This is a genomic window from Paucibacter sediminis, from assembly GCF_030254645.1.
GTDB lineage: Bacteria > Pseudomonadota > Gammaproteobacteria > Burkholderiales > Burkholderiaceae_C > Paucibacter_B > Paucibacter_B sediminis.
Genome location: NZ_CP116346.1, coordinates 1,355,539 through 1,376,911, shown reverse-complemented (window position 1 = coordinate 1,376,911; position 21,373 = coordinate 1,355,539). Strand labels below are relative to the sequence as shown.

Sequence of the window (21,373 nt, the reverse complement as noted above, 5' to 3'; positions counted from 1 at the left end):
CGCCGGCGCTCAGGGAATGCTCAGCCGGCCGCGCTCTTCCACCGCCACTTCCAGCTCGGGCCCGCGGCCGACGCGGTAGGTGACCCACAGGGTCTTGCCCACATAGGGGGCCGGGTCGCCGCCGGCGAGGTTGTTGTCGGCGGTGACGTCGAGCCGGCCATTGCGCACCATGGCGCGCAGGCGCTGCGTGATGTCGCGCGTGCGGCCGTCGGCGCCGTAGCGCGCGCTGAGGATGGTGAGGGCGCCGCCCTCGTTGGCATAGCCGGGCTGATCGTCACCCCAGCCGCGACCCCAGCCGCCTTGGCCCCATTGGCCGCCGCCCCAGCCGATGAACTGGGCGCCGTCGACGCGCTGCTCTTCCTGGTACTCGAAGGTGCGGGTCTGGCCGTCGCGGCCGCGCGCGTAGATGCGCAGGGTCTTCTTCTGGTAGGGGTGGGGGTCCACGCCCAGCGAGTTGTTGCTGACCGCGAAGGGGCGGTCCTCGCTGGCCAGCTGCTTGAGGCGCTGGGTCACATCGACATTGCGCTGCGCGGTGCCGTAGCGTGCTTCCAGGATCAGGTACTCGCCCTCGTCATTGCTGGCGCTGGGGCGGCCCGGCCGATTGCCATGCTCGCCCTCCCAGCCGCCGTTCCAGCGCCCCTGCCCCCATTGGCCGCCGCCCCAACCGGTGAACATCGCGCCATCGACGCGCTGGTTCTCCTGGTATTCGAAGGTGCGGGTCTGGCCGTCGCGGCCGCGCGCGTAGATGCGCAGCGTCTTCTTCTGGTAGGGATGGGGGTCGACGCCCAGGGTGTCGTTGGAGACGCGGAACTCGCGGTCCGAGCGCGCCAGCTCGCGCAGGCGCTGGGTCACGTCGACGTTCTGGCTGGCGGTGCCGTAGCGCGCCTGCAGGATCTGGTATTCGCCGTCATCGCCATGGCGGCCCTGCGCCAGCGCGGGCGTCAGCAGGCCGGCGAAGAAAAAGGTCAGCAGCAGGGCGAGCCCGCGGCCGATCCAGAAATGTCTTGTTTGCATGGTGTGGCTCCTTGTCTGGAGGCTGACCATCTTCCCACGACTGGGGTGTAAGCGGGCGTAAACGCGGGCACCGTGATGGGGGTGCCACTGGGTGCGCTATCGCACCGACCTTGCGGCGGCGCAGGGGCAGCATGGGGGCGGAGGCAGCCATGCACAAGCACGAAGAGATTGCGACCCGGTTCCTGGGCCAGGCCTATGAGTCGCTGGACGCGTCCACGCAGAAGGTGGCGCGCCATCTGGCGCAGCGCAAGCTGATCGCGCACCAACCGGCCAGGGCCCACGAAGAGCTGCCGGCGGATCGCGGCCAGCGTGCCGCCGATGCGGTGGCCTCGTTCGGCGGCTCCTGGACCTTTGTGGCGCTGTTCGCCGCCGTCATGCTGCTGTGGGTGCTGCTGAATGCTGCGCTGCTGCTGACGCGCGGCCACACCTTCGACCCCTATCCCTACATCCTGCTGAATCTGTTCCTCTCGATGCTGGCGGCAATCCAGGCACCGGTGATCCTGATGTCGCAGAACCGCCAGGCCGAGAAGGACCGCGCCACCGCCGGGCATGACTACGAGGTGAATCTGAAGGCCGAGCTGGAGATCATGCTGCTGCACGACAAGCTCGACCTGCTGCGCGAAAAGCAATGGGCCGAGCTGCTGGAGCTGCAGCAAAGCCAGCTCCAGCTGCTGGCGGCGCTGGCCGAGCGCCCCAACAAGGCTTGACGAAGCGCCCTCAGGCGGCGCTGCAGGCGCGCTGGCTCTGGGCGCAGATGTTCTCGCCGGTGGCGGTGAGCTTGAGCCCGCCGCCCTCCCAAGAGAGCCAGTCCAGCGCCACGTAGTCGGCGATCTCGTCGGGCTTGAGCAGGTCGGCGCGGCGGCGTTTCAAAAAGGCGGCCGCGCCGGGCAGGGCGGCGCGCAAGCTATCGAGCCGGCCCTGGGCCAGGCCCGCGCGCACGCGCACGGGAGTGAGCGCCAGTTCTTCCTGCGGTTTACGTCGTCGCATATGCATCCCAAGCCGAGGCAGCTATTACCCGGCGAGCATAGCCTGTGTGCGTGAAGCGGCTCTGTGCGCTGTCGTACATAGCCGCTAGCGCGTCATCGGCAGTGCCAGGCCCATCGCCACGAACATGCCACCGCAGGCGCGGTTGAAGCGCTTGCCCAGGCGCTCCAGCGCCGGGCGGATGCGGTGCGCCAGCAGCGCCAGCAGGTACTCGACCAGGCATTCCACCGCCACGAACACCAGGGCCATGACGATGAACTGGGTCAGCAGGTCGCGCGCCGGGTCGATGAACTGGGGCAGGAAGGCGCCGTAGAACAGCAGCGCCTTGGGGTTGGAGATGGCCGTCAGCAGGCCCTGGCGCAGCAGCGCGCTGGCGCGCGCATCGCCGCCCGCCGCGGCCGCGCCGAGCTGGATCGCCGGGGCGCGCCACAGCTGCACGCCCAGCCACACCAGATAGGCGCCGCCCAGCAGCTTGAGCAGGGTGAGCGCCTGCGCCGAGGTCTGCAGCAGCGCGCCGATGCCCAGCATCGAGAGCGCGATCAGCGCCAGAAATCCCAGCGCGCCGCCGGCCACGGTATAGAGCGTCTTGCGATGGCCGTGCAGGGCGCCATGCGTCAGCACCAGCAGGCTGTTGGGCCCGGGCGTGAGCGAGAGCCCCAGCGCGGCGACGAGGTAGAGCAGCCAGGTATGCAGGGCCATGCCGGGCTCAGCCTGCGTTCTTGATGCGGCTCACCAGCGCCTGGGTGTAGGCGGCGGTGCCGGCCGTGCCGCCCAGATCGCCGGTGCGCACCTTGTCGAGGTTGAGCGTGGCGTCGATCGCGACGCGCAGCCGCGTCGCCAGCTCGCCGAGCTTGCAATGGTCCAGCATCATGGCGGCGGCCAGCAGCAGGGCGGTGGGGTTGGCGATGCCCTTGCCGGCGATGTCGGGGGCCGAGCCGTGCACGGCCTCGAAGATCGCCGCGTCGGCGCCGATATTGGCGCCCGGCGCCATGCCCAGCCCGCCCACCAGGCCGGCCACCAGGTCGGAGAGGATGTCGCCGAACAGATTGGTGGTCACCAGCACGTCGAACTGCCAGGGGTTGAGCACCAGCTTCATCGCGCAGGCATCGACGATCACCGTCTCGAGCGCGATGCGGTCCTTGTACTTGCGCTCCCACAGCTCCTGGCCGGTCTCCAGGAACAGGCCGGTGAGCGCCTTCATGATGTTGGCCTTGTGCACGATGGTGACCTTCTTGCGGCCGCTGGCGATGGCCAGCTCGAAGGCGTATTCCAGCAGGCGGCGGCTGCCCTGGCGGGTGTTGACGCCGGTGGCCATGGCCACCGCATGCGGGTCGTCGCCGATCGGCACGTAATGCTCATGGCCGATGTAGAGGCCCTCGAGGTTCTCGCGCACCACCAGCAGGTCGATGTTGTCGAAGCGGCCGCCGGGGATGATGGTGCGCGCCGGGCGCACATTGGCATAGAGCTGGAACTCCTCGCGCAGGCGCACGTTGGAGGAGCGGTAGCCCCCGCCCGAGGGCGTTTCCAGCGGGCCCTTGAGCGCCAGCTTGGTGCGGCGGATGCTGTCCAGCGTGGCCTTGGGCAGCGGATCGCCATGGGCTTGCACGCCGCCCAGTCCGGCGACCTGACGATCCCACTCGAAGGGGGCCTTCAGCGCCTCCAGGGCCGCCAGCGTGGCGTCGACGATCTCGGGGCCGATGCCATCGCCGGGGATCAGCGTGGCTGGAATAGTCTGGGTCATGGTGGGGTGGCTCGCTGCAAGTTTGGGCGCAAGCATAGCGAACCAGGCCTACGCGAGATTGACGCAGGTTCAGCGATGCTGATGCTGCCGCTGCACCGCCGTCAGGATGGCACGCAGGATCTCCAGCGGCGGCGGCGGGCAGCCCGGCACCGTGAGATCGACCGGGATCACATTGGCCACGCGGCCGCAGTGGGCAGCGCTGCGCTCGCCAAAGATGCCGCCGTCGCAGCCGCAATCGCCGACGGCCAGCACCAGCCGCGGCTCGGGCGTGGCCTCGTAGCTGCGGCGCAGCGCCTCGGCCATATGGCGCGACACCGGGCCGGTGACGAGCAGCATGTCGGCATGGCGCGGGCTGGCGACGAATTTGATGCCCAGGCCCTCGAGGTTGTAATAGGGGTTGTTGAGCGCATGCAGCTCGAGCTCGCAGCCGTTGCAGGAGCCGGCATCGACCTCGCGTATGCACAGCGCGCGGCCGAGGATCTGCAGCAGGGCCTGCTGGATGCGGCCGGCCTCGGCCGAGGGTTCGAGCGTGACTTCGGGCGCCGGCTCGCTGACGATGCCGGTGCGGGCGATTTGTCTGAGGATGCGCCACATCAGAGATCGTGCCCCGCATAGCTGAGGTTGAAGGACTTGTTGATGAGCGGGAAGTCGGGAACGATGTTGCCGATCACCGCATGCTCCAGCACCGGCCAGTTCTGCCAGGAGGGGTCGTGGCAATGGCAGCGGCGGATCGCGCCTGCATCCAGCTCCAGCGCCACGAACACCTCGCCGCGCCAGCCCTCCACCCAGCCGGCGCCGCGCGCCGCGCCGGCCGGCAGGCTCAGCGCTTCTGCACGCAGCGACCCCTCGGGCAGGCCCAGGCACAGCAGGCGCAGCAGGCGCAGCGATTCCAGCAGCTCGTCGAAGCGCACGCTGACGCGCGCCGCCACATCGCCGTTGCGGTGCGTGGCCATATTGACGTTCAGCCCGTCATAGGGCGGCAGCGAGGGGGCACAGCGCAGGTCCCAGGTCTGGGCGCTGGCGCGGCCAGCCAGGCCGGTCAGGCCCAGCTGGGCGGCCAGCTGGGGCGTGACGCGGCCGGTGCCGATGAAGCGGTCCTGCAGGCCGGCATGCTCGTCGTAGATATGGCGCAGCTGGCGCAGCTCGGGCTCCAGCGCATCGCATTGCGCCAGCAGGCGGCGCCGGCCCTCGGCATCGAGGTCCACCGCAACGCCGCCGGGCACGATGCGGTCCATCATGAAGCGATGGCCGAACAGCGCCATCGAGAGGCGTTGCCAGTCCTCGCGCAGGCGCGCGAACTGCGCCAGGCCGAGCGCGAAGGCGGCGTCGTTGCCGAGCGCGCCGAGGTCGCCCAGGTGGTTGGCGACGCGCTCGCGCTCCAGCAGCAGGGCGCGCAGCCAGGCGGCGCGCGCGGGCACGGCGCAGCCGGCGGCGGCCTCCAGCGCCATGCAATAGGCCCAGGCATAGGCGACGGTGGAGTCGCCCGAGACGCGGCCGGCCAGGCGATGGGCCTCCAGCGCCGGCAGCTCGGTGAAGCGGCGCGCGATGCCCTTGTGCTTGTAGCCCAGCCGCTCTTCCAGCCGCAGCACCTTCTCGCCCACCACCGAGAAGCGGAAATGGCCGGGCTCGATGATGCCGGCGTGCACGGGCCCGACGGCGATCTCGTGCACGCCCTCGCCCTGCACGCGCACGAAGGCGTAGTCGGCCGGCAGGGCGCCGGCGGCATCGCCCTCCGCGCCCCACAGGCCATGGTCCAGCCAGGGCCGCGTGTCCGCGGCATCGGTGGCCTGGATGCCGTCCAGATCGCGCGCGGCGCGCTGCAGGCGTGCGGCGGCGGGGAACAGCGGCGCCAGGTCGGGGTAGCCCTCGCCGGGGGCCAGTGGCAGCTCGATCCAGGCCAGGCCGGATTCGAAGGAGAAGGCATAGGCGGCGTGGGCCGCGCGCGCGCCCTCGGCGCCGGCGCTGCTGCTACCCCATAGCGAGACCAGCCGGCCGCCGCCGGCCAGCACATCCTGCGCCACCGCCAGCCAGCCCTCGCGATCCACCACGCCATGGCGGATCGGCAGCGGCGTGGGCAACGCAACAAGCATCGACATGCTCAGGGCCCTCCCACCAGCATGGCGGCGGCCTGGCGGTACCAGGCATCCAGATAGGGCGGTATGTAGAGGCCCAGCAGCAGGCCCAGCGCCAGGTGCACGAACACCGGGATCAACGCCGGTGGATGGGCCAGCGGTTTGAGCGTGGTCTCACCGAACACCATCGGCTGCACGCGGCTGAACACCGAGGCAAAGGCCAGGCCCAGCGCGATCAGCAGCCAGGGCGTGGCCCAGGCCTGCTCGCGCATCGCGGTGGTGACGATCAGGAACTCGCTCGCGAACACGCCGAAGGGCGGCATGCCCAGGATGGCCAGCGCGCCCAGCATCAGGCCCCAGCCCACCGTGGGGCTGACGCGGATCAGCCCGCGGATCTCCTCCATCAGCTGGCTGCCGGCCTTTTGCGTGGCATGGCCCACCGCAAAGAAGATCGCCGACTTGATGAGCGAATGCACCGTCATGTGCAGCAGGCCGGCATAGCTGGCGATCGGCCCGCCCATGCCGAAGGCGAAGGTCATCATGCCCATGTGTTCGATCGACGAGTAGGCGAACATGCGCTTGACGTCCTTCTGCCGGATCAGGAAGAACACCGCCGCCACCACCGAGAGCAGGCCGAAGCCCATCATCAGCCGGCCGGTGAGCGGGCTGTGCAGCGCGCCATCGGTCAGCACCTTGCAGCGCAGCACCGCGTACAGCGCGACGTTGAGCAAGAGGCCCGAGAGCACCGCCGAGACCGGCGTCGGGCCCTCGGCATGGGCATCGGGCAGCCAGTTGTGCACCGGCACCAGGCCCACCTTGGTGCCATAGCCGATGAAGAGGAAGGCGAAGGCCAGGGTGATGATGTTGGGGTCCAGCTGCGCCTTCACGGCGTCGAGATTGGTCCACAAGAGCGCACCACCTTCGGCGCCGATCACCTTCTCGGCCGCCATGTACAGCAGCACGGTGCCGAACAGCGCCTGGGCGATGCCCACGCCGCAGAGGATGAAGTACTTCCAGGCCGCTTCCAGGCTGGCGGCCGTGCGGTACACGCTCACCAGCAGCACGGTGGTGAGGGTGGCCGCCTCCATCGCCACCCAGACGATGCCGAGGTTGTTGGTGGTGAGCGCCAGCAGCATGGTGAAGCTGAACAGCTGGTACATGCTGTGATACAGACGCAGGCGCGGCGGCGTCATCTTGCCGTGGTCGCGTTCGATGCGCATATAGGGGCGCGAGAAGATCGCGGTGGTGAGGCCCACGAAGGCGGTGAGCGTGACCAGGAAGACGTTCAGCGCGTCGACGTAGAACTCGCGGTTCCACAGCAGCTGCGGCCCGCCGCGTACCACCTCGGCCGTCAGCACGCAGGCGGCGATGAAGGTGGCGAGGCTGAAGCCGACGTTGACATCGCGGGCGTTGTCGCGATGCCCGACCAGGGCCAGCACCAGGCCGCCGATGAGGGGCGAGGCAAGCAGGAAGGCGAGCGCCGACAAGGGGTCAGTCCTCCTTGAGTTTTTCGAGGTGGCGGATGTCCAGGCTGTCGAACTGCTCGCGGATCTGGAACATGAACACGCCCAGGATCAGCACGCCGATCAGCACGTCCAGCGCGATGCCCAGCTCCACCACCATGGGCATGCCATAGGTGGCGGCGGTGGCGGCGAAGAACAGGCCGTTCTCCATCGCCAGGAAGCCGATCACCTGCGGCACCGCCTTGGCGCGCGTGATCATCATCAGGAAGGACAGCAGCACGCAGGCCAGCGCGATGCCCAGCGTGCCGCTGGCCAGCGCCGAGGACAGGCGCGAGATCGGCATCGCCAGGTTGAAGGAGAAGATCACCACGCCGATGCCGATCAGCATGGTGGTGGGGATGTTGATGAGGGTCTCGATGTCCCAGCGGATGTTCAGCCGGCCCACCACGCGGTGCAGCAGCCAGGGGATCAGCAGCACCTTGAGCAGCAGGGTCACGCCGGCGGAGACGAACAGATGCGGCTGGTGCGTGACCACGCCCACCACCGCGGTGGCCAGCACCAGGGTGGCGCCCTGCATGGTGAACAGATGGATCAGCGAGACGATGCGGCGCTGCGAGATCATCGCGAAGGCCAGCATCAGCAGCACCGCGCCGAGCAGGTTGACGAATTGGGTGAGGAGATCGCTCATCTTGCCAACAACAGGTGAACCAGCATGCCGATCACCGCCAGCAGGAAGGCGGTGGCGAGGAACTCGGGCACGCGGAAGATGCGCATCTTGGCCGAGAGCGTTTCCAGCAAGGCCATCAGCGCGCCGCCCACGGCCAGCTTGCCCACCAGCACCGGCAGGGCCAGCAGCATCGCCAGCGGCGCCTGCGCCTCGGCCACGCCCCAGGGGAAGAACAGCGCCAGACCGATGCAGGAATAGGCGAACAGCTTCAGGCTCGCCGCCCATTCCAGCAGCGCCAGGTGGCGGCCCGAGTACTCGAGGATCAGGGCCTCGTGGATCATCGTCAGTTCCAGGTGCGTGGCCGGGTTGTCCACCGGCACGCGCGCGTTCTCGGCCAGCGAGACCATCGTGAAGGCCACGCCGGCGAAGGCCAGGCCCGGGTAGATGGCCAGCTCGCGATGGCCCAGGGTCTCGACGATGGTGGTGAGCGAGGTGGACTTGGAGATCAGCGAGGCCGAGAACAGCACCATCAGCAGCGCCGGCTCGGCCAGGAAGCCGATCAGCATCTCGCGCCGCGCGCCCATGCTGCCGAAGGCCGTGCCCACGTCCATCGCCGCCAGCGAGATGAACACGCGCGCCAGCGCGAACAGGCCCACCAGGGCGATGGCATCGGCGGCGGGCGCCAGCGGCAGGTCGGTGGAGAGCGTGGGGATGATGGCGCAGGCCAGCGTCATGCAGCCGAACTTGACATAGGGCGCGCTGCGGAACAGCGGCGAGGCATGCTCGGCCAGCACCGACTCCTTGTTGAAGAGCTTGTGCAGCAGGTAGTAGGGCTGCAGCAGGCTGGGGGCGCGGCGGCCCTGCAGCCAGGCGCGGCATTGGCTGACCCAGCCGCTCAGCAGCGGCGCCAGCGCCACCGCCAGCAGGATTTCCAGCAGTTGGGAGAGCAGGCCGCTGAAGCTCATCGTTGTACGACCAACAAGGTGGCGATCAGGGTCAGGAAGCTGTAGAGCAGGTAGACCGCGATGCGGCCCTGCTGCAGCCGGCCGATCAGGCGCGCCAGCGTCGCGGCCAGCTCGGCCAGCGGCAGGTAGAGCCAACGCCAGAAGTGATCGTCCACCTGGACCCGGTAATGCGGCTGGCTGTCGAAGGGCGAGGGCAGCTCGCGCCGCATCAGGAAGAAGGGCTCGAAGATCTGGCGGATCGGCTGGCCGAAGCCCTCGGCGCTGTCCTGCATGCGCGCCGTGCCCCAGGGGAAGCCGCAGGCCCAGGGGATCGCGCGGCGCAGGCGGCCATGGTAGAGCCGGCGCACCAGCACAAAGGCCAGCGCGAAGCAGGCCAGGATGCCCAGCAGGAAGATGACGGGGCCGTAGCTGGCCTGATCCAGGCTCACCGGCGCGAGCAGCCAGCCATGCGCGGCCACCTGCGCGCCCAGGCCGGCCCGCACCAGCTGCTGCGTGACCGGGTCCAGCAGCTGGATGAACTGGCTGGGCAGCAGGCCCAGCGCCAGGCAGCCCAGCACCAGCCACAGCATGCCGGCGCGCTCCCAGTGGCCGGCGTCGTGTGCCTGGGCGAGCTTGTCTTCGCGCGGCTGGCCCAGAAAGATCACGCCGAAGAACTTCACCATGGTGTAGCCCGCCAGCGCCGACACCAGCGCGATCAGCGCCGCCACCACCGGGATCAGCATGGTCAGCAGCGGCACCGGCAGGCCGGGCGCGAACAGAAAGCTCTGCAGCAGCAGCCATTCCGAGACGAAGCCGCCCAGCGGCGGCAGGCCGGCGCTGGCCAGCACGCCCAGCAGGCTCAGCCAAGCCACCCAGGGCATGCAACGGATCAGCCCGCCCAGCTTGCCGAGGTTGCGCTCGCCGGTGGCATGCAGCACGCTGCCGGTGCCCAGGAACAGCAGGCTCTTGAAGCAGGCATGGCTGGCCACGTGGTAGAGCGTGGCGGTGAGCGCCAGCGCGGCCATCGGCTTCATCGCATAGGCGCTGAAGATCAGCGTCAGGCCCATGCCGACGAACAGCAGGCCCATGTTCTCGATCGACGAGTAGGCCAGCAGGCGCTTCATGTCGGTCTGCACCGCGGCGAACACCACGCCGAACAGCGCGGTGGCCAGGCCCACCGCCAGCAGCACGCCGCCCCACCACCACAGCGGCGCGCTCAGCAGGTCCAGCGTCACGCGCAGCAGGCCGTAGATGGCGGTGTTGAGCATCACCCCGCTCATCAGCGCCGAGACCGGCGAGGGTGCGGCCGGGTGCGCCTCGGGCAGCCACACATGCAGGGGCAGCACGCCCGCCTTGGCGCCAAAGCCCAGCAGCGCCAGCCCGAAGCCCGCCGAGGCCCAGAAGGGGCTGAGCGCCTGCGCGCGCATATTGGCAAAGCTGTAGTCGCCGGTATTGGCCTGCAGCACGCCGAAGCACAGCAGGATGGCGATCGCGCCGATGCGCGCCATCGTCAGGTAGAGATAGCCGGCGCTGCGCACCTCGGGGATGCGGTGGTTGGCGGTGACGAGGAAGAAGGAGGCCAGCGCCATGGTCTCCCACATCACCATGAAGGAGTAGGCGTCGTCGGCCAGCAGCACGCCCAGCATGCTGACCAGGAAGACGTGGTACTCCAGGCACAGCAGGCCCGGCGGCGTGCCCTCGCCGGAGCGGAAATAGCCGGCCGCAAAGGCCGAGATGCCGGCCGAGGCGCCGCCCATCACCATCAGGAAATAGGCCGAGAGCGCGTCCAGGCGCAGGTGGAAGGGCAGGCCCGGCAGGCCCACCGGCAGCAGCGCCGTCTCGGGCGTGGCCAGCAGCGCGCTCAGGGCCACGCCGAACAGCGCCAGGCCCAGCAAGCCGCCGGCCGGGAACAGCCAGCGCGCCACCAGGGCCAGCCGGTGCAGGGCCAGCGCGCCGGCGATGCCCACCGCCAACCAGCCCAGCGCGATCAGCAGCATCCAGTCGATGTGCAGCCATTGCGCTGAGGCGGGCAGTTGGTTCATGGCGCCTTGATGGTAGCGCATGGCCGGGGCCAGGTCTTGCGCGCCGCGCCCGGCGCGCTGGGCGTTTTAGCGCATCCAGCCGACGATCTGCGCCGCCTGCAGCGCGCCGCTGATGCGCTGCACCTCGCGCCCGCCGTTGCCGAACTGGATCAGCGTCGGGATGCTGCGGATCGCGTAGCGCTGCGCGAGCTGCTGGGCCTGGTCGCTGTTGACCTTGACCAGCAGGGCGCGGCCCTTGAGCTGGCGCGCCGCCTGCTCGAACTGCGGCGCCATCATGCGGCAGGGTCCGCACCAGGGCGCCCAGAAGTCCACCAGCACCGGCAACTCGCTGCCGGCCACGATGGCGTCGAAGTTGTGTTCGCCCAGCTCCAGCACCTGGCCGGCCAGCAGGGCCTGGCCGCATTTGCCGCAGACCGGGTCCTGGGTGGCGCGCTCGGCAGGCACGCGGTTCTTGGTGAGGCAGTGGGGGCAGGTCACGATCATGGCGGCTCCAGGCGATCTGGGCCATGTGGGGCGCGCGCGAAACTTTTCAAGCGCCCTCGGGCTTCCCCTGCTGACTTGCGTCATCGCGCCCTGCCAGAATCCGCCCCCATAAGAAAGCTGGCGCCGTCATGAGACCGGGCGAGGTGCACGGTTGGCGCAGGGAGGATCAAGATGAAGAAGACGAAGCAGACATGGCTGCTGGGCGCCTGCGTGGCGCTGGCCTTGCTCACGGGCTGCGCGCAAGCGCCCAAGAAGCAGGCGTTCAACGCCGCGGCGGCCGGGCATATCAAGGCCGTGCTGGTGACCCAGAACCCCAACCAGGAGAGCTACGACGTGGCCATCCTGGCGCATCCCGGCATGAGCTTCGGCCTCATCGGCGGCCTGGTGGCGGCGGCCGATATGCAGAGCAAATCGGCCAAGCTGACCGCGGCCATCAATGTCGGTGAGACCCGTCTGCAGGAACGCTTCAGCGCGCAGCTGACACAGAAGCTGGGCGACCTGGGCTACCAGACCTCGATCACCATGCTGCCCAAGGAATTGCGCGACGAGGAGGTGCTGGGCCAGGCCAAGGCGCAGGGCAAGGGCGATGCGGTGATGGCGGTGCGTCTGACGGGCGGCTACTGGGCCGCCGGCCCATCGAGCGACTATTTCCCGCGCCTGATTGCCAATGTGCGCACCTTCGACGCGCTCAGCGGCGCCACGCTGTACGAGGACACCTTCACCTATGGCTATGCGGTGCCGAACGCACCCACCATCCACATGGCCTCGGATCCGCAGTACCGCTTCGCCAACATCGATGCCCTGGTGGCCGATCCGGTCAAGACCCGCCAGGGCCTGCTGGCCGGGCTGGAGGCGATCGCGGCCCAGATCGCGCAAGACCTGAAGCGCCCATGAGGCCGGGCCAGTTCGCGCTGGTGCTGGCCTGCGTGGCGCTGGCGGGCTGCGCCACGGTACCGAATGCCGCCAAGCTGGTGGCCGATGGACGTGAGGCCCTGCAGCAGGCGCCGCTGTGCTGCGTCAGCCTGCAGCAGGCCCGCATGCAGCCCCTGCCGCTGGGCGAGGCCAAGCTGGTGATCGACACGCAGGCGCAGGCCTTCGACTTCGGCGGCAACAAGGCCTTCTTCCTGCTCTACGAGCTGCCCGCCTATGTCACGCCCTACTCGGTGGCGCTGAGCAGCAAGTCGCAGGGCAGCCTGCAGGACTCGGCCCTGTTCATCCCGCGCGTGGCGGTGTTCGATGCCAACTACAAGCTGACGCGCTATTTCGACGAGAAGACCCTGCGCAATCGCGGCAATGACCTGGAGCGCACGGTGTTCTTCAACCCGGGCGATGCGCAGGAACGCTACCTGGCCATCTACGGCTCGGACCTGTCGGCCTCGGTGGAGCGCGCCTATTCGATGATGACGGTGCAGACCGTGATGGCCGGGCCGGTGATGTTCAATGTTTACAACGGGCACGACGGCAAGTCGCTGCTGCGTTCGTCGCCGACCGGCCAGCTGCAGCTGAACGTGCAGGGCCTTGGCGAGGCGAAGAGTGGCAAGTGAGGCCCGCCCTTACGGCGCCTCCGCCAGCGCCCGCTCCAGCGCCGCGCCGACCTCCTGCATGAAGGCGCGCACGCGCGCGGTGTGGCGCAGGTCCGGGTGGGTGAGCAGCCAGACCGGGGTGCTGACATCGTCCAGCACCGGCGACACCGGCACGAGCTCGGGCTCGTAGCGTTCCACGCTGGTGGGCAGCAGCGCCAGCGCCAGGCCGGTGCGCGCCATCGCCACCGCGGGGTGCAGCAGGTCCAGGCGCATCACCACGTTCTCGGCCGGCACATGCTCCAGCATCCAGCGGTCGAAGAAGCGCGAGCGGCGTTCGCGGTCGAAGCCTATCCAGGGATAGTCGCGGCACAGCTGGGCGGTGGGCAGCACGCGCTGCGGCAGATTGGCCGCGCCGCGCTGGGCATACACGCGCATGCGCAGCTCGCCCAGCTGCCGCCCCACCAGATGCTCGGGCACCTTGGCGCTCATGCGCAGGGCCACGTCGGCATCGCGGCGCGACATGTCCACCAGCGAGGAGTTCTCGTTCACCTCCACCTCGATTCCGGGGTGGCTGCGCCGGAACGCCGCCAGCGGCTCGGGCAGCAGATAGAGGGTGGCGACGAAGGCGGTGGTGAGGCGCAGCGTGCCCTGCAGCTGCAGATCGGCGCCGAGGATGCGGCGCTGCATCTCGGCAATCGCCGGCGCCATCTCGCGCGCCTGCGCCGCCATCAGCTCGCCGGCCTCGGTGGGCGCATAGCCCTGGCGGCGGCGTTCGAACAGGCGCGCGCCCAGGCGCTGCTCCAGGGCGTCGAGGCGCCGCAGCACGGTGGTATGGCGCACGCCCAGGGTCGCCGCGGCGCCGGCCAGCGAGCCGGCCTCGGCAATCGCCAGGGCATAGCGCAAGTCATCCCAGTTGAGGCTTTCCAGGCTGGTGGCCATGTGCAAATTTGCAAACTTGCGCTGCAAGTTACGCAGTTGTTGGTGCGAAGTTGCAAACATAGCATGTGCCATATCGGACGCCAACAGGGCGCGTCGACAGCCCCGAAAGGAATCGCCATGACCGCCACGCCTGCCCAACTGCCCGGTACCGGGCCCGCGCCACGCCCGCCGGCCGCGCCTGCCGAGGCCTCGCCCGCGCCACGCCCCTTGCTGGACCGCTGGTTCGAGGCCTGGGCCGCGCGCGCGGAGGCGCGCTGGCGCGCCCATGCCGATCTGCGCTCGCGCTACTACTGAGCACCCCCAGACCTGCCGCTTCGCGTCAGGCCCCCCGAGGGGGTCAAGCAAATTCGGGAACGGCCCTGCGTTTGCTTGAGAGCCCGCCCTACCCGGCGCTCACGCGGCCGGGTAGGGCAGCCGCACCTCGAAGCGGGCGCCCTGGCCGGGCTCGCTGTGCACCTCGATCTGCCCGCCATGCCGGGCGACGATGCGCTTGACGATGTCCAGCCCCAGGCCGCTGCCCTCGCCGACCGGCTTGGTGGTGAAGAAGGGCTCGAAGATCTGCGCATGCAGCTGCGCGGGGATGCCGCTGCCGGTGTCGGCCACCGACACGAGCGCCGCGTCGCCCTGGCGGCGCAGGCTGATGCGCAGCACGCCCCGATAGTTCATGGCCTGCAGGGCGTTGTGGATCAGGTTGGTCCAGACCTGGTGCAGCTCGTCGGGCAGGCAGGGCAGCGGCGGCAGATCGCCCTGGTAGTCGCGCACCAGCTCCACGCCCTGCTTGAACTGGTTCTGGTACAGCGTCAGCACCGTATCCAGGCTCTCGCGCAGATCGGTGGCGGTTGGCTGGCCCTGGGGGTCGCTGCGCGAGAAGCGCTTCAGCGCCAGCACGATCTTGGCCACCCGGTCCACCGCGGCATTGATGTTGCCGGCGCTGCGCAGCAGGGTGGCCACGGCCTCGGCCAGCTGCAGGATCAGCGCCTGCTGCGGGTGCTGCAGCAGCGCCAGCAGCTCGGGCCTGAGCCCTGTTTCGCCCAGCTGCACCAGCACGCCGGCCGCGCGGCGCGCCTCGCTCACGCCGGCCTGCTCCAGCGCCTCGCCGAGTTCGCGCATGCGCTGGCGCTCCTCGCGGGTGCTGAGCGGGCTGGCCGGCAGGCTGGCGCGCCGGGTCAGCTCGATGAACAGGGCCTGCACGGGCGGCTCCAGCAGCTGGAACAGCCGCGGCAACTCGCTCAGGCACAGCGCCAGTGCGTCGCCGAGGTTGAGGCTGCTGGATTTGATGGCGGCGATCGGGGTGTTGATCTCGTGTGCCACATTGGCCACCAGCTGGCCCAGCGAGGCGAGCTTCTCGTGCTGGATCAGCTGCGCCTGCGCGGCCTGCAGCGCGCTGATGTCATAGCACACCCAGACCGAGCCGAGCTCCAGGTGCTGCGGGTCGATATGCCGGCCGTGCAGCCGGCATTGGATCGGGCTGCCGTCCTTGCGCACCCATTCGACGTCGCCGATCCAATGCTGCTCGGCGGCGATGGCGGCATAGGCGGCCTTGCCCGCCGCCTCGAAGGCCTGGTCGGAGGCAAACAGCACGCGCGTGGAGGCGCCCACCAGCTCCTCGGCGCGATAGCCCAGCATCTCCGCCAGGCCGCTGTTGCAGGCCTGGATGCGCCGGTCTCTGACGAACTCGATGCCCACCGCGGCGTTGTCGAAGATGGCTTTCTGTTCGGCCAGGGTGCTGGCCAGCTGCAGGGCCAGCGCGCGCCGGCTGGCCCAGGCCGCCACCAGGCCGGCGCACAGCAGCGCCATCAGCAGGCCGGGCAGCAGGATGGCGAGCAGGCGCGCGTGCTCGGGCGCGTAGCGGCCGCCGGGCAGCGCGCTGAATTCGAAGGCCCACAGGCGCTGCCCCACCACCAGGGTGTCGCGCCGCGTCAGGCCCGCGGCCGGCGCCGCTGCTGTGTCAGGGGCGCTGTCGAACAAGGGCATGGGCGCGGCCGCAGCGGCGCCGCCGGGCCGGGGCTCGGCATAGCCGATGTCGCTGATGCGCACGCGCAGGGCGGGCAGCAGCTGGGCATCGATGGCGCCGCGCATCAGGTCGCCGGCGCGGTAGACCAGGGCGGCGAAGCCCTGCAGCGCGGCGCGGCGCTGTGCCAGCTCGTCCAGCGGCGCGCCGCGGCGATAGATCGGGATGCGCACCACGAAGCCGGTGCGGCCGGCCTCGTCCTGCACCAGCGTGAGCGGTGCGGTGGCCACCGGCATGCCACTGTCGCGCCCGAGCTCCAAGGCCTGCAGATGGGCCGGCGCGGCGGCCAGATCGAGGCCAAAGGCGCGCTCGTTGCCGCGCATCGGCTCGTTGTACTCGATCACATAGTGCAGCGCCTGCGCCTGCACCGGATGGATGTCGAACTGCGGGTAGCCGCCGGCCTCCAGCGTACGGTCGCCGCGCACGCTGGTGACGAAGGCCACGCGCTCGGCCTCGGGCAGCACGCGCACATACTGCACGGCCTGAAAGCCCGGCGTGCTTTCGCGCAGACGCAAGCGCTCCAGGAACTGATGGAATTGCAGGCGGCTGAGCTCGGGCTGCGCCGCGAACAGGCCGCTGATGCTGCGCAGCGCCGCGAAGTGCGACTGCAGCCGCGTGTCCACCTGGGTCAGCAGGCGCCGGGTGTCGCTGGCGAAGCGGGCGTCGACCTGGCGCTGCTGCTCGCGTGCCACCAGCGCGCAGGCCAGCAGGGTCAGCGCCAGCACCGCGGCGAATGCCAGCAGCACCTGCAGCAGCGTGCGCGCGCCTGGCGCGGGCTTCAGAGCGCCTCCCGGCGCGGCTGGACTTCGTGGCTGCGCTCGCCCAGCTCGACCCGGTTGCGGCCATGCGCCTTGGCCGCGTAGAGAGCCCGGTCGGCGCGCGCCTCCACCGCCGCGATGGTGTCGCCGCGCGCGTAGGCAGCCACCCCGAAGCTGGCGCTGCAATGGCCGAGTTGGGCGAACACATGCTCCTCGACGCGCTGGCGCAGGTTCTCGGCCACCTGCTGGCCGCCCGCGAGATCCGTGTCGGGGCAGATCACCAGAAACTCTTCGCCGCCCCAGCGGCCCACCACATCGCTGGCGCGTATGCGCACTTGCAGGATCTGGGCCAGCGCGATCAGCACCTCGTCGCCCACATGGTGGCCATAGGTGTCGTTGACGCGCTTGAAACGGTCGATGTCGAGCAGGATCAGCGCGAAGCTGCGGCCGCTGCGGCCCGCGCTGGCGAACTCGCGCTCCAGCACGCGGTCGAGGAAGAGGCGGTTGTAGAGCTTTGTGAGGCGGTCGGTCACCGCCAGCTGCTCGAGCTCGCGGTTCTTGTCCACCAGCTCCTGGGTGCGCTCGGCCACGGTCTGCTCGAGCTCCTCGTTCATGCGCCTGAGCTCCTGCACATGGCGCTGCAGCTCGGCGTTGAGCCGAAAGGCGCGCAGCGCCGCCTGCGCCGTCAGCACCACGTCCTCGTTATGCCATGGCTTTTCCAGGAAGCGGAACAGATTCGCCTCGTTGATGGCGCGCTTCACGCCGTCCAGATTGCTCTGGCCGGTGAGCATGATGGTGAGCGCCTCCGGCATGCGGCGGTGCACGCGCGCCAGCAGCTCGTCGCCCTTCATGCCCGGCATGATGTAGTCGGCGATGATGACGGCCAGGGTCTGGCCCTCGCGTTCGATCTCGTCGATCAGCTCCAGCGCCTCGGCGCCGCTCTCGGCGATCTCGATCATCTGCCCGTGCAGCAGGTTCTTGCTTAGCAGCGAGCGCAGCGAGGTCAGCACCCCGCCGTCGTCATCGACGCACAGAATCACTTCATGGCCCATGGTGCGGTCCCTTGCGCGAAATCAGAGCACGGCGGGTCGGCTGGCGGCAAAGCGCGCCAGGCCCGCGTCGATGCTGCCCAGCAAGGCCTGGGCGTCCCAGGGTTTGGCGATCATGCTGTCGAGATGGCCCTGCTGGCGCACCCGGTCCACCGCCGCGTCGCTGACCTGGCCCGACAGCAGCACCGTCACCACATAGGGGAAGCGCTGGCGGGCCTGGATGAGGAACTCATCGCCCTTCATGCCCGGCATCAGGAAGTCCGAGATCACCACCAGGGGCACCAGGCCCTGGCCGCTCAGCTCGCCGAGGATTTCCAGGCCCTCCTCGGCGCTCTCGGCGATCTCGATCAGATGCCGCGCGCCGTAGGCCTTGCGCAGCTGGTCGCGCAGCGCGCTCAGCACGATGACCTCGTCGTCCACGCAAAGCAATATTCCCTGCATCAGCTTGTCTCCCTGCTGGCGGTCGGGGCGGGGGCGCATGCGCCGTCCGGTTCAATGGTACGTGCGACTTCGATGCGCCTGGCAAGGATTTTTCTCATGCCTGGCCCAGTGGCAGGAAGACCGTGAAACAGCTGCCCATGCCGGGCTCGCTGCGCACCTCGATGCGGCCGTGGTGCTTGGCGACGATCTTGCTCACGATGTCCAGCCCCAGCCCGCTGCCCTCGCCGGCCGGCTTGGTGGTGAAGAAGGGTTCGAAGATGCGCTTCATCAGCTCGGGCGGGATGCCGGGGCCGCTGTCCGAGATGCTGACGAGCGCCTCCTCGCCCTGGCGCGTCAGCGCAATGCGCAGCCGGCCCTTGTATTGCATGGCCTGCAAGGCGTTGTGGATGAGGTTGGTCCAGACCTGGTTGAGTTCGTCCGGCAGGCACCAGACCGGCGGCACCTCGCCGTACTCGCGCTGCAGTTCGATGCCGCCGCGCAGCTTGCTCTGGTAGATGGTCAGCACGGTCTCGATGCCGTCGCGCAGATCGGCCTCGGCGAATTCGGCGTCGCGGTCGAAGCGCGAGTAGGACTTGAGCGCGAAGATGATCTTGGCCACGCGATCGACCGCCAGGTTGATGTTCTCGGTATTGCTGGCAATCGTCGCGGTGCTGTGCGCGGTGTCGAGGATGAGCCGGCTCTGCGCGTGCATCAGCAGGGGCAGGTAATCGTCCAGCCGCTGCTGCGCGCGCATCTGCACCAGCAGGCCGGCCTTGTGGCGCGCCTCGGCGACGCCGGCGGCCTCCAGCTGCGCCGCGAGCAGGCGCGTGAGGCGGCGCTCCTCGCTGGAGCTCAGCAGCGCCGCGGGCTCCAGGACCTGGCCGATCAGGCGGCTGAAGCAGTCGCGCTGCGGGCCGTCCAGCAGCTGCAGCACGGTGGGCAGATGCTCCAGCGTGTGGCGCAGGGCGTCGGCGATATTGCGGCCGCTGGACTTGACCGCGGCAATCGGCGTGTTGATCTCGTGCGCCACGCCCGCCACCAGCTGGCCCAGCGCGGCCATCTTTTCCGACTGCACCAGCTGCCCCTGGGCCTGGCGCAGCTCCTCCAGCGCGTGCGCGGCCTCGCCGCGTGCCGCCTCCACCGCGGCATAGGCGCTGGCGTTGGCCAGGGCGATGGCGGCATAGGCCACGGTGGAGCGCAGGATCTCCAGCTCGCGCGCCTGGTAGGCCATCGCCTGGTGGCTTTGCGAAATCACCACGCCGATGCGCTTGCCGTTGGCCACCAGCGGCCACAGCGTGACCGAGCGCATCGGCGCCTGCGCCACCACGCCCTCGGGCGTGGGCGACTGGCTGGATTCCTGCTCGTCCGCCACCATCATCTCGGCCTCGCTCAGGAAGGTGCGCACCGTCAGCCAGCGCAGGTCGGTCAGCATCAGGCTGGAGGGCGGCGCCAGCATCTCGTCCTCGACGTAGTAGACGAAGTCCAGCCGGTCGCCGCTGGGCGCCAGCATGGCCACGCCGAAGCCGTCCAGCGGCAGCAGGCGGCGCTGGTGCTGGTGCAGGGCCACGCAGATGGCGTGCATGTCCAGGCTGGTGGTCAGCTCCATGCCCACATTGCCCACCTCGCGCAGCACGTCGGCCGATTTGCCCAGCGCCTGGTTGGCGCTGGAGAGCTCCGCGGTGCGTTCGCGCACCAGCTCGGCGAGGCGGTCGCGGTGGGTGGCCAGCTCTTCCTCGTAGCGGCGCTTTTGCTGCAGGTATTCCGACAGGCGGTCCTGCAGATGGTTGATACCGCTCACCAGCATGGTCAGCTCGTCGGAGCGGCCGGCGCGGCGCGCCAGGCTCAGGCGCTCGCCCAGCTCCTCGGGCCGCATGCGCGCCAGATGCATCGCGATGCGGCGCACATGCACGGTGACGAGGCGGCTGAACATCAGCATGATGAAGCCCGCCAGCAGCAGCGACTGCACCAGCTGGGTCAGCACGATGGCGCGCACCGCCTCGCGCAGCGAGGCCCAGAGCTGGCGCTCGTCGCCGGCGAGCAGCAACTCGCCCACCACCTCCTGGCGTCCACCCGCATAGGCCTGGTAGATCAGTGGCACCTGGCGCTGCGGCGCGCGCCCGGGGCCTGTCCAGCCGGGGCGGGTGAATTCAAGCCGCTCGGTGTGGTTGCCGGAGGCGCCCAGCGTGAGCTCGGCATGGCCGATCGACTGCACCGAGGCGGCGCTGCTGAGGTGCGCCTGGATGGCCTCGCGGTCCATATCCCAGACCGCCTTGCGCAGCGTGCTCTGGTAGACCTGCGCGATCAGCTCGATCTCCGCCTGCATCGCCGCATGGCGCGTGCGCCAGGCCGACCAGGTCTGTGCCGCCACCGCCAGCAGGGTGAAGATCAGGCAGAAGGCCAAGGTCGCCAGCACCATGCGGGTACCGAGGGACTCGCGGTGCTTGAGCAGGCTGCGCAACAGGCCTCGCTTCACGGGCGTTCATCCCGGGCCGGCAGCGCCGAGCCATTTCCTGCGGATGGCGGCATAGCGCCCGTTCTTCTTGAGCGTTTCCAGCGCCTTGCGGAAGCGCTCGACCTGGGGGTCGGCGGTGGCGGGGCCGAAGGCCATGTAGTAATCCACCTGCAGCTCGGGCAGGGGCAGGGCCTTGGCCAGCAGGCGCGTGCCGTCGTCGCCGGCCTGGCTGGCCAGCTGCTGGGCAATCAGGTCGGTGGTGATCCACAGATCGACCCGCCCCATCTTGAGCTTCTCGAAATTGAACTGGTTCTTGGCGCTGGACTGCAGCTGCTTGCCCTTGGCAAAGCCATGCGCCTCCAGATACTGCTCGCCGACATCGGCATTCACGGTGGCGGTCTGCCAGCGCATCGCCTCGCTCAGCGAGCCCAGGCGCAGGCCGCGGCTCGCCAGCGCGTACAGGCTGTACTCCACCTGGGTGAGCACGCCCGCCCACTTGAACAGCGACTCGCGCTGCGCGGTGCGCGCGATCGAGTAGATCAGCACGTTCTCGCCCTGGCGCGCCATCTCGTAGGCACGCGCCCAGGGCAGCACGCTGAACTCCGCCGTTTGCTGCAGCAGGCTCAGGACTTCCTGGACCAGCTCGGTGCACATGCCGGTGAGCCGCCCGTTCTCGGTGAAGTTGTAGGGCGCGGCCTCCTCGGTGACGATCAGCAGGCCGGGCTGCTGCGCCTGCGCCGCATAGGCAGCCAGCCCGGCGGCGCCGGCCAGGCCCAGCATCAGCTTGCGACGCGCTTGATCATGCATGTGG

The 21,373-nt window shown here is 69.6% G+C and carries 21 protein-coding genes; 4 read left to right on the top strand and 17 right to left on the bottom strand.

The window, feature by feature from the left end; translation table 11 throughout:
• Nucleotides 1–9: 9 nt before the first annotated feature.
• Complete coding sequence (locus tag PFX98_RS06245; RefSeq protein ID WP_285234317.1) at nucleotides 10–1,014, bottom strand: hypothetical protein; 1,005 nt, start codon at nucleotides 1,012–1,014, stop codon at nucleotides 10–12.
• A gap of 149 nt (nucleotides 1,015–1,163) precedes the next feature.
• Here PFX98_RS06245 and PFX98_RS06240 point away from each other — a divergent pair, with 149 nt between their 5' ends.
• Nucleotides 1,164–1,721: a DUF1003 domain-containing protein gene (locus PFX98_RS06240; RefSeq protein ID WP_285234316.1), complete on the top strand. Its 558-nt coding sequence runs from the start codon at nucleotides 1,164–1,166 to the stop codon at nucleotides 1,719–1,721.
• Nucleotides 1,722–1,731: 10 nt separating this feature from the next.
• Here the strand turns inward: PFX98_RS06240 and PFX98_RS06235 are convergent, their stop codons facing one another.
• The 10 genes from PFX98_RS06235 to trxC all read right to left on the bottom strand — a co-directional run bounded on the left by PFX98_RS06235 (nucleotide 1,732) and on the right by trxC (nucleotide 11,410).
• The gene (locus PFX98_RS06235; protein ID WP_285234315.1) at nucleotides 1,732–2,001 is read right to left on the bottom strand and encodes a hypothetical protein; all 270 of its coding nucleotides are present in this window, start codon (nucleotides 1,999–2,001) and stop codon (nucleotides 1,732–1,734) included.
• Between the two features lie 84 nt (nucleotides 2,002–2,085).
• Nucleotides 2,086–2,697: a LysE family translocator gene (locus tag PFX98_RS06230; RefSeq protein ID WP_285234314.1), complete on the bottom strand. Its 612-nt coding sequence runs from the start codon at nucleotides 2,695–2,697 to the stop codon at nucleotides 2,086–2,088.
• A 7-nt stretch (nucleotides 2,698–2,704) separates the two neighbouring features.
• Complete coding sequence (locus PFX98_RS06225; RefSeq protein ID WP_285234313.1) at nucleotides 2,705–3,739, bottom strand: isocitrate/isopropylmalate dehydrogenase family protein; 1,035 nt, start codon at nucleotides 3,737–3,739, stop codon at nucleotides 2,705–2,707.
• A gap of 69 nt (nucleotides 3,740–3,808) precedes the next feature.
• Nucleotides 3,809–4,333 (bottom strand): NADH-quinone oxidoreductase subunit B family protein, encoded by a 525-nt coding sequence (locus PFX98_RS06220; RefSeq protein WP_285234312.1) that lies wholly within the window; start codon nucleotides 4,331–4,333, stop codon nucleotides 3,809–3,811.
• A complete protein-coding gene (locus PFX98_RS06215) occupies nucleotides 4,333–5,835 on the bottom strand; it encodes a hydrogenase large subunit (protein ID WP_425334671.1) in 1,503 nt (500 codons plus the stop codon). The genes PFX98_RS06220 and PFX98_RS06215 overlap by 1 nt, the downstream gene beginning before the upstream one ends.
• A 2-nt stretch (nucleotides 5,836–5,837) precedes the next feature.
• Nucleotides 5,838–7,298 carry a hydrogenase 4 subunit F gene (locus PFX98_RS06210; protein ID WP_285234311.1) on the bottom strand — a complete coding sequence of 487 codons (1,461 nt, stop codon included), beginning with the start codon at nucleotides 7,296–7,298 and terminating at the stop codon, nucleotides 5,838–5,840.
• A gap of 4 nt (nucleotides 7,299–7,302) precedes the next feature.
• Nucleotides 7,303–7,962, bottom strand: coding sequence for a formate hydrogenlyase (locus PFX98_RS06205; protein ID WP_285234310.1), 660 nt, complete (start codon nucleotides 7,960–7,962; stop codon nucleotides 7,303–7,305).
• Complete coding sequence (locus PFX98_RS06200; RefSeq protein ID WP_285234309.1) at nucleotides 7,959–8,906, bottom strand: respiratory chain complex I subunit 1 family protein; 948 nt, start codon at nucleotides 8,904–8,906, stop codon at nucleotides 7,959–7,961. The genes PFX98_RS06205 and PFX98_RS06200 overlap by 4 nt, the downstream gene beginning before the upstream one ends.
• On the bottom strand, nucleotides 8,903–10,927 hold the full coding sequence (gene hyfB / locus PFX98_RS06195; RefSeq protein ID WP_285234308.1) for a hydrogenase 4 subunit B: 2,025 nt from the start codon (nucleotides 10,925–10,927) through the stop codon (nucleotides 8,903–8,905). Before hyfB ends, PFX98_RS06200 begins: the two co-directional genes overlap by 4 nt.
• Before the next feature lie 66 nt (nucleotides 10,928–10,993).
• The gene (gene trxC / locus PFX98_RS06190; protein WP_285234307.1) at nucleotides 10,994–11,410 is read right to left on the bottom strand and encodes a thioredoxin TrxC; all 417 of its coding nucleotides are present in this window, start codon (nucleotides 11,408–11,410) and stop codon (nucleotides 10,994–10,996) included.
• A 171-nt stretch (nucleotides 11,411–11,581) separates the two neighbouring features.
• Between trxC and PFX98_RS06185 the strand changes: the two genes are divergently transcribed.
• Together PFX98_RS06185 and PFX98_RS06180 are read left to right on the top strand one after the other, a co-directional pair.
• Complete coding sequence (locus tag PFX98_RS06185) at nucleotides 11,582–12,304, top strand: hypothetical protein (protein WP_285234306.1); 723 nt, start codon at nucleotides 11,582–11,584, stop codon at nucleotides 12,302–12,304.
• On the top strand, nucleotides 12,301–12,954 hold the full coding sequence (locus tag PFX98_RS06180) for a hypothetical protein (RefSeq protein ID WP_285234305.1): 654 nt from the start codon (nucleotides 12,301–12,303) through the stop codon (nucleotides 12,952–12,954). Before PFX98_RS06185 ends, PFX98_RS06180 begins: the two co-directional genes overlap by 4 nt.
• 9 nt (nucleotides 12,955–12,963) lie before the next feature.
• Here the strand turns inward: PFX98_RS06180 and PFX98_RS06175 are convergent, their stop codons facing one another.
• Entirely contained in the window at nucleotides 12,964–13,872 is a 909-nt protein-coding gene (locus tag PFX98_RS06175; protein WP_285234304.1) for a LysR family transcriptional regulator, read from the bottom strand.
• A gap of 117 nt (nucleotides 13,873–13,989) precedes the next feature.
• Here PFX98_RS06175 and PFX98_RS06170 point away from each other — a divergent pair, with 117 nt between their 5' ends.
• Nucleotides 13,990–14,166 carry a hypothetical protein gene (locus PFX98_RS06170; protein WP_285234303.1) on the top strand — a complete coding sequence of 59 codons (177 nt, stop codon included), beginning with the start codon at nucleotides 13,990–13,992 and terminating at the stop codon, nucleotides 14,164–14,166.
• A gap of 99 nt (nucleotides 14,167–14,265) precedes the next feature.
• Here the strand turns inward: PFX98_RS06170 and PFX98_RS06165 are convergent, their stop codons facing one another.
• Genes PFX98_RS06165 through PFX98_RS06145 form a run of 5 tightly spaced genes read right to left on the bottom strand, consistent with a single transcriptional unit; the run spans nucleotide 14,266 to nucleotide 21,369 of the window.
• Nucleotides 14,266–16,629 (bottom strand): CHASE domain-containing protein, encoded by a 2,364-nt coding sequence (locus PFX98_RS06165; RefSeq protein ID WP_285234302.1) that lies wholly within the window; start codon nucleotides 16,627–16,629, stop codon nucleotides 14,266–14,268.
• 32 nt (nucleotides 16,630–16,661) lie between these two features.
• Nucleotides 16,662–17,693 carry a diguanylate cyclase gene (locus PFX98_RS06160; RefSeq protein ID WP_285234301.1) on the bottom strand — a complete coding sequence of 344 codons (1,032 nt, stop codon included), beginning with the start codon at nucleotides 17,691–17,693 and terminating at the stop codon, nucleotides 16,662–16,664.
• A gap of 21 nt (nucleotides 17,694–17,714) precedes the next feature.
• Nucleotides 17,715–18,170, bottom strand: coding sequence for a response regulator (locus PFX98_RS06155; RefSeq protein WP_285234300.1), 456 nt, complete (start codon nucleotides 18,168–18,170; stop codon nucleotides 17,715–17,717).
• A 55-nt stretch (nucleotides 18,171–18,225) separates the two neighbouring features.
• Nucleotides 18,226–20,583 (bottom strand): ATP-binding protein, encoded by a 2,358-nt coding sequence (locus PFX98_RS24710; protein WP_285234299.1) that lies wholly within the window; start codon nucleotides 20,581–20,583, stop codon nucleotides 18,226–18,228.
• A 6-nt stretch (nucleotides 20,584–20,589) separates the two neighbouring features.
• Nucleotides 20,590–21,369, bottom strand: coding sequence for a substrate-binding periplasmic protein (locus PFX98_RS06145; protein WP_285234298.1), 780 nt, complete (start codon nucleotides 21,367–21,369; stop codon nucleotides 20,590–20,592).
• Nucleotides 21,370–21,373: the final 4 nt, after the last annotated feature.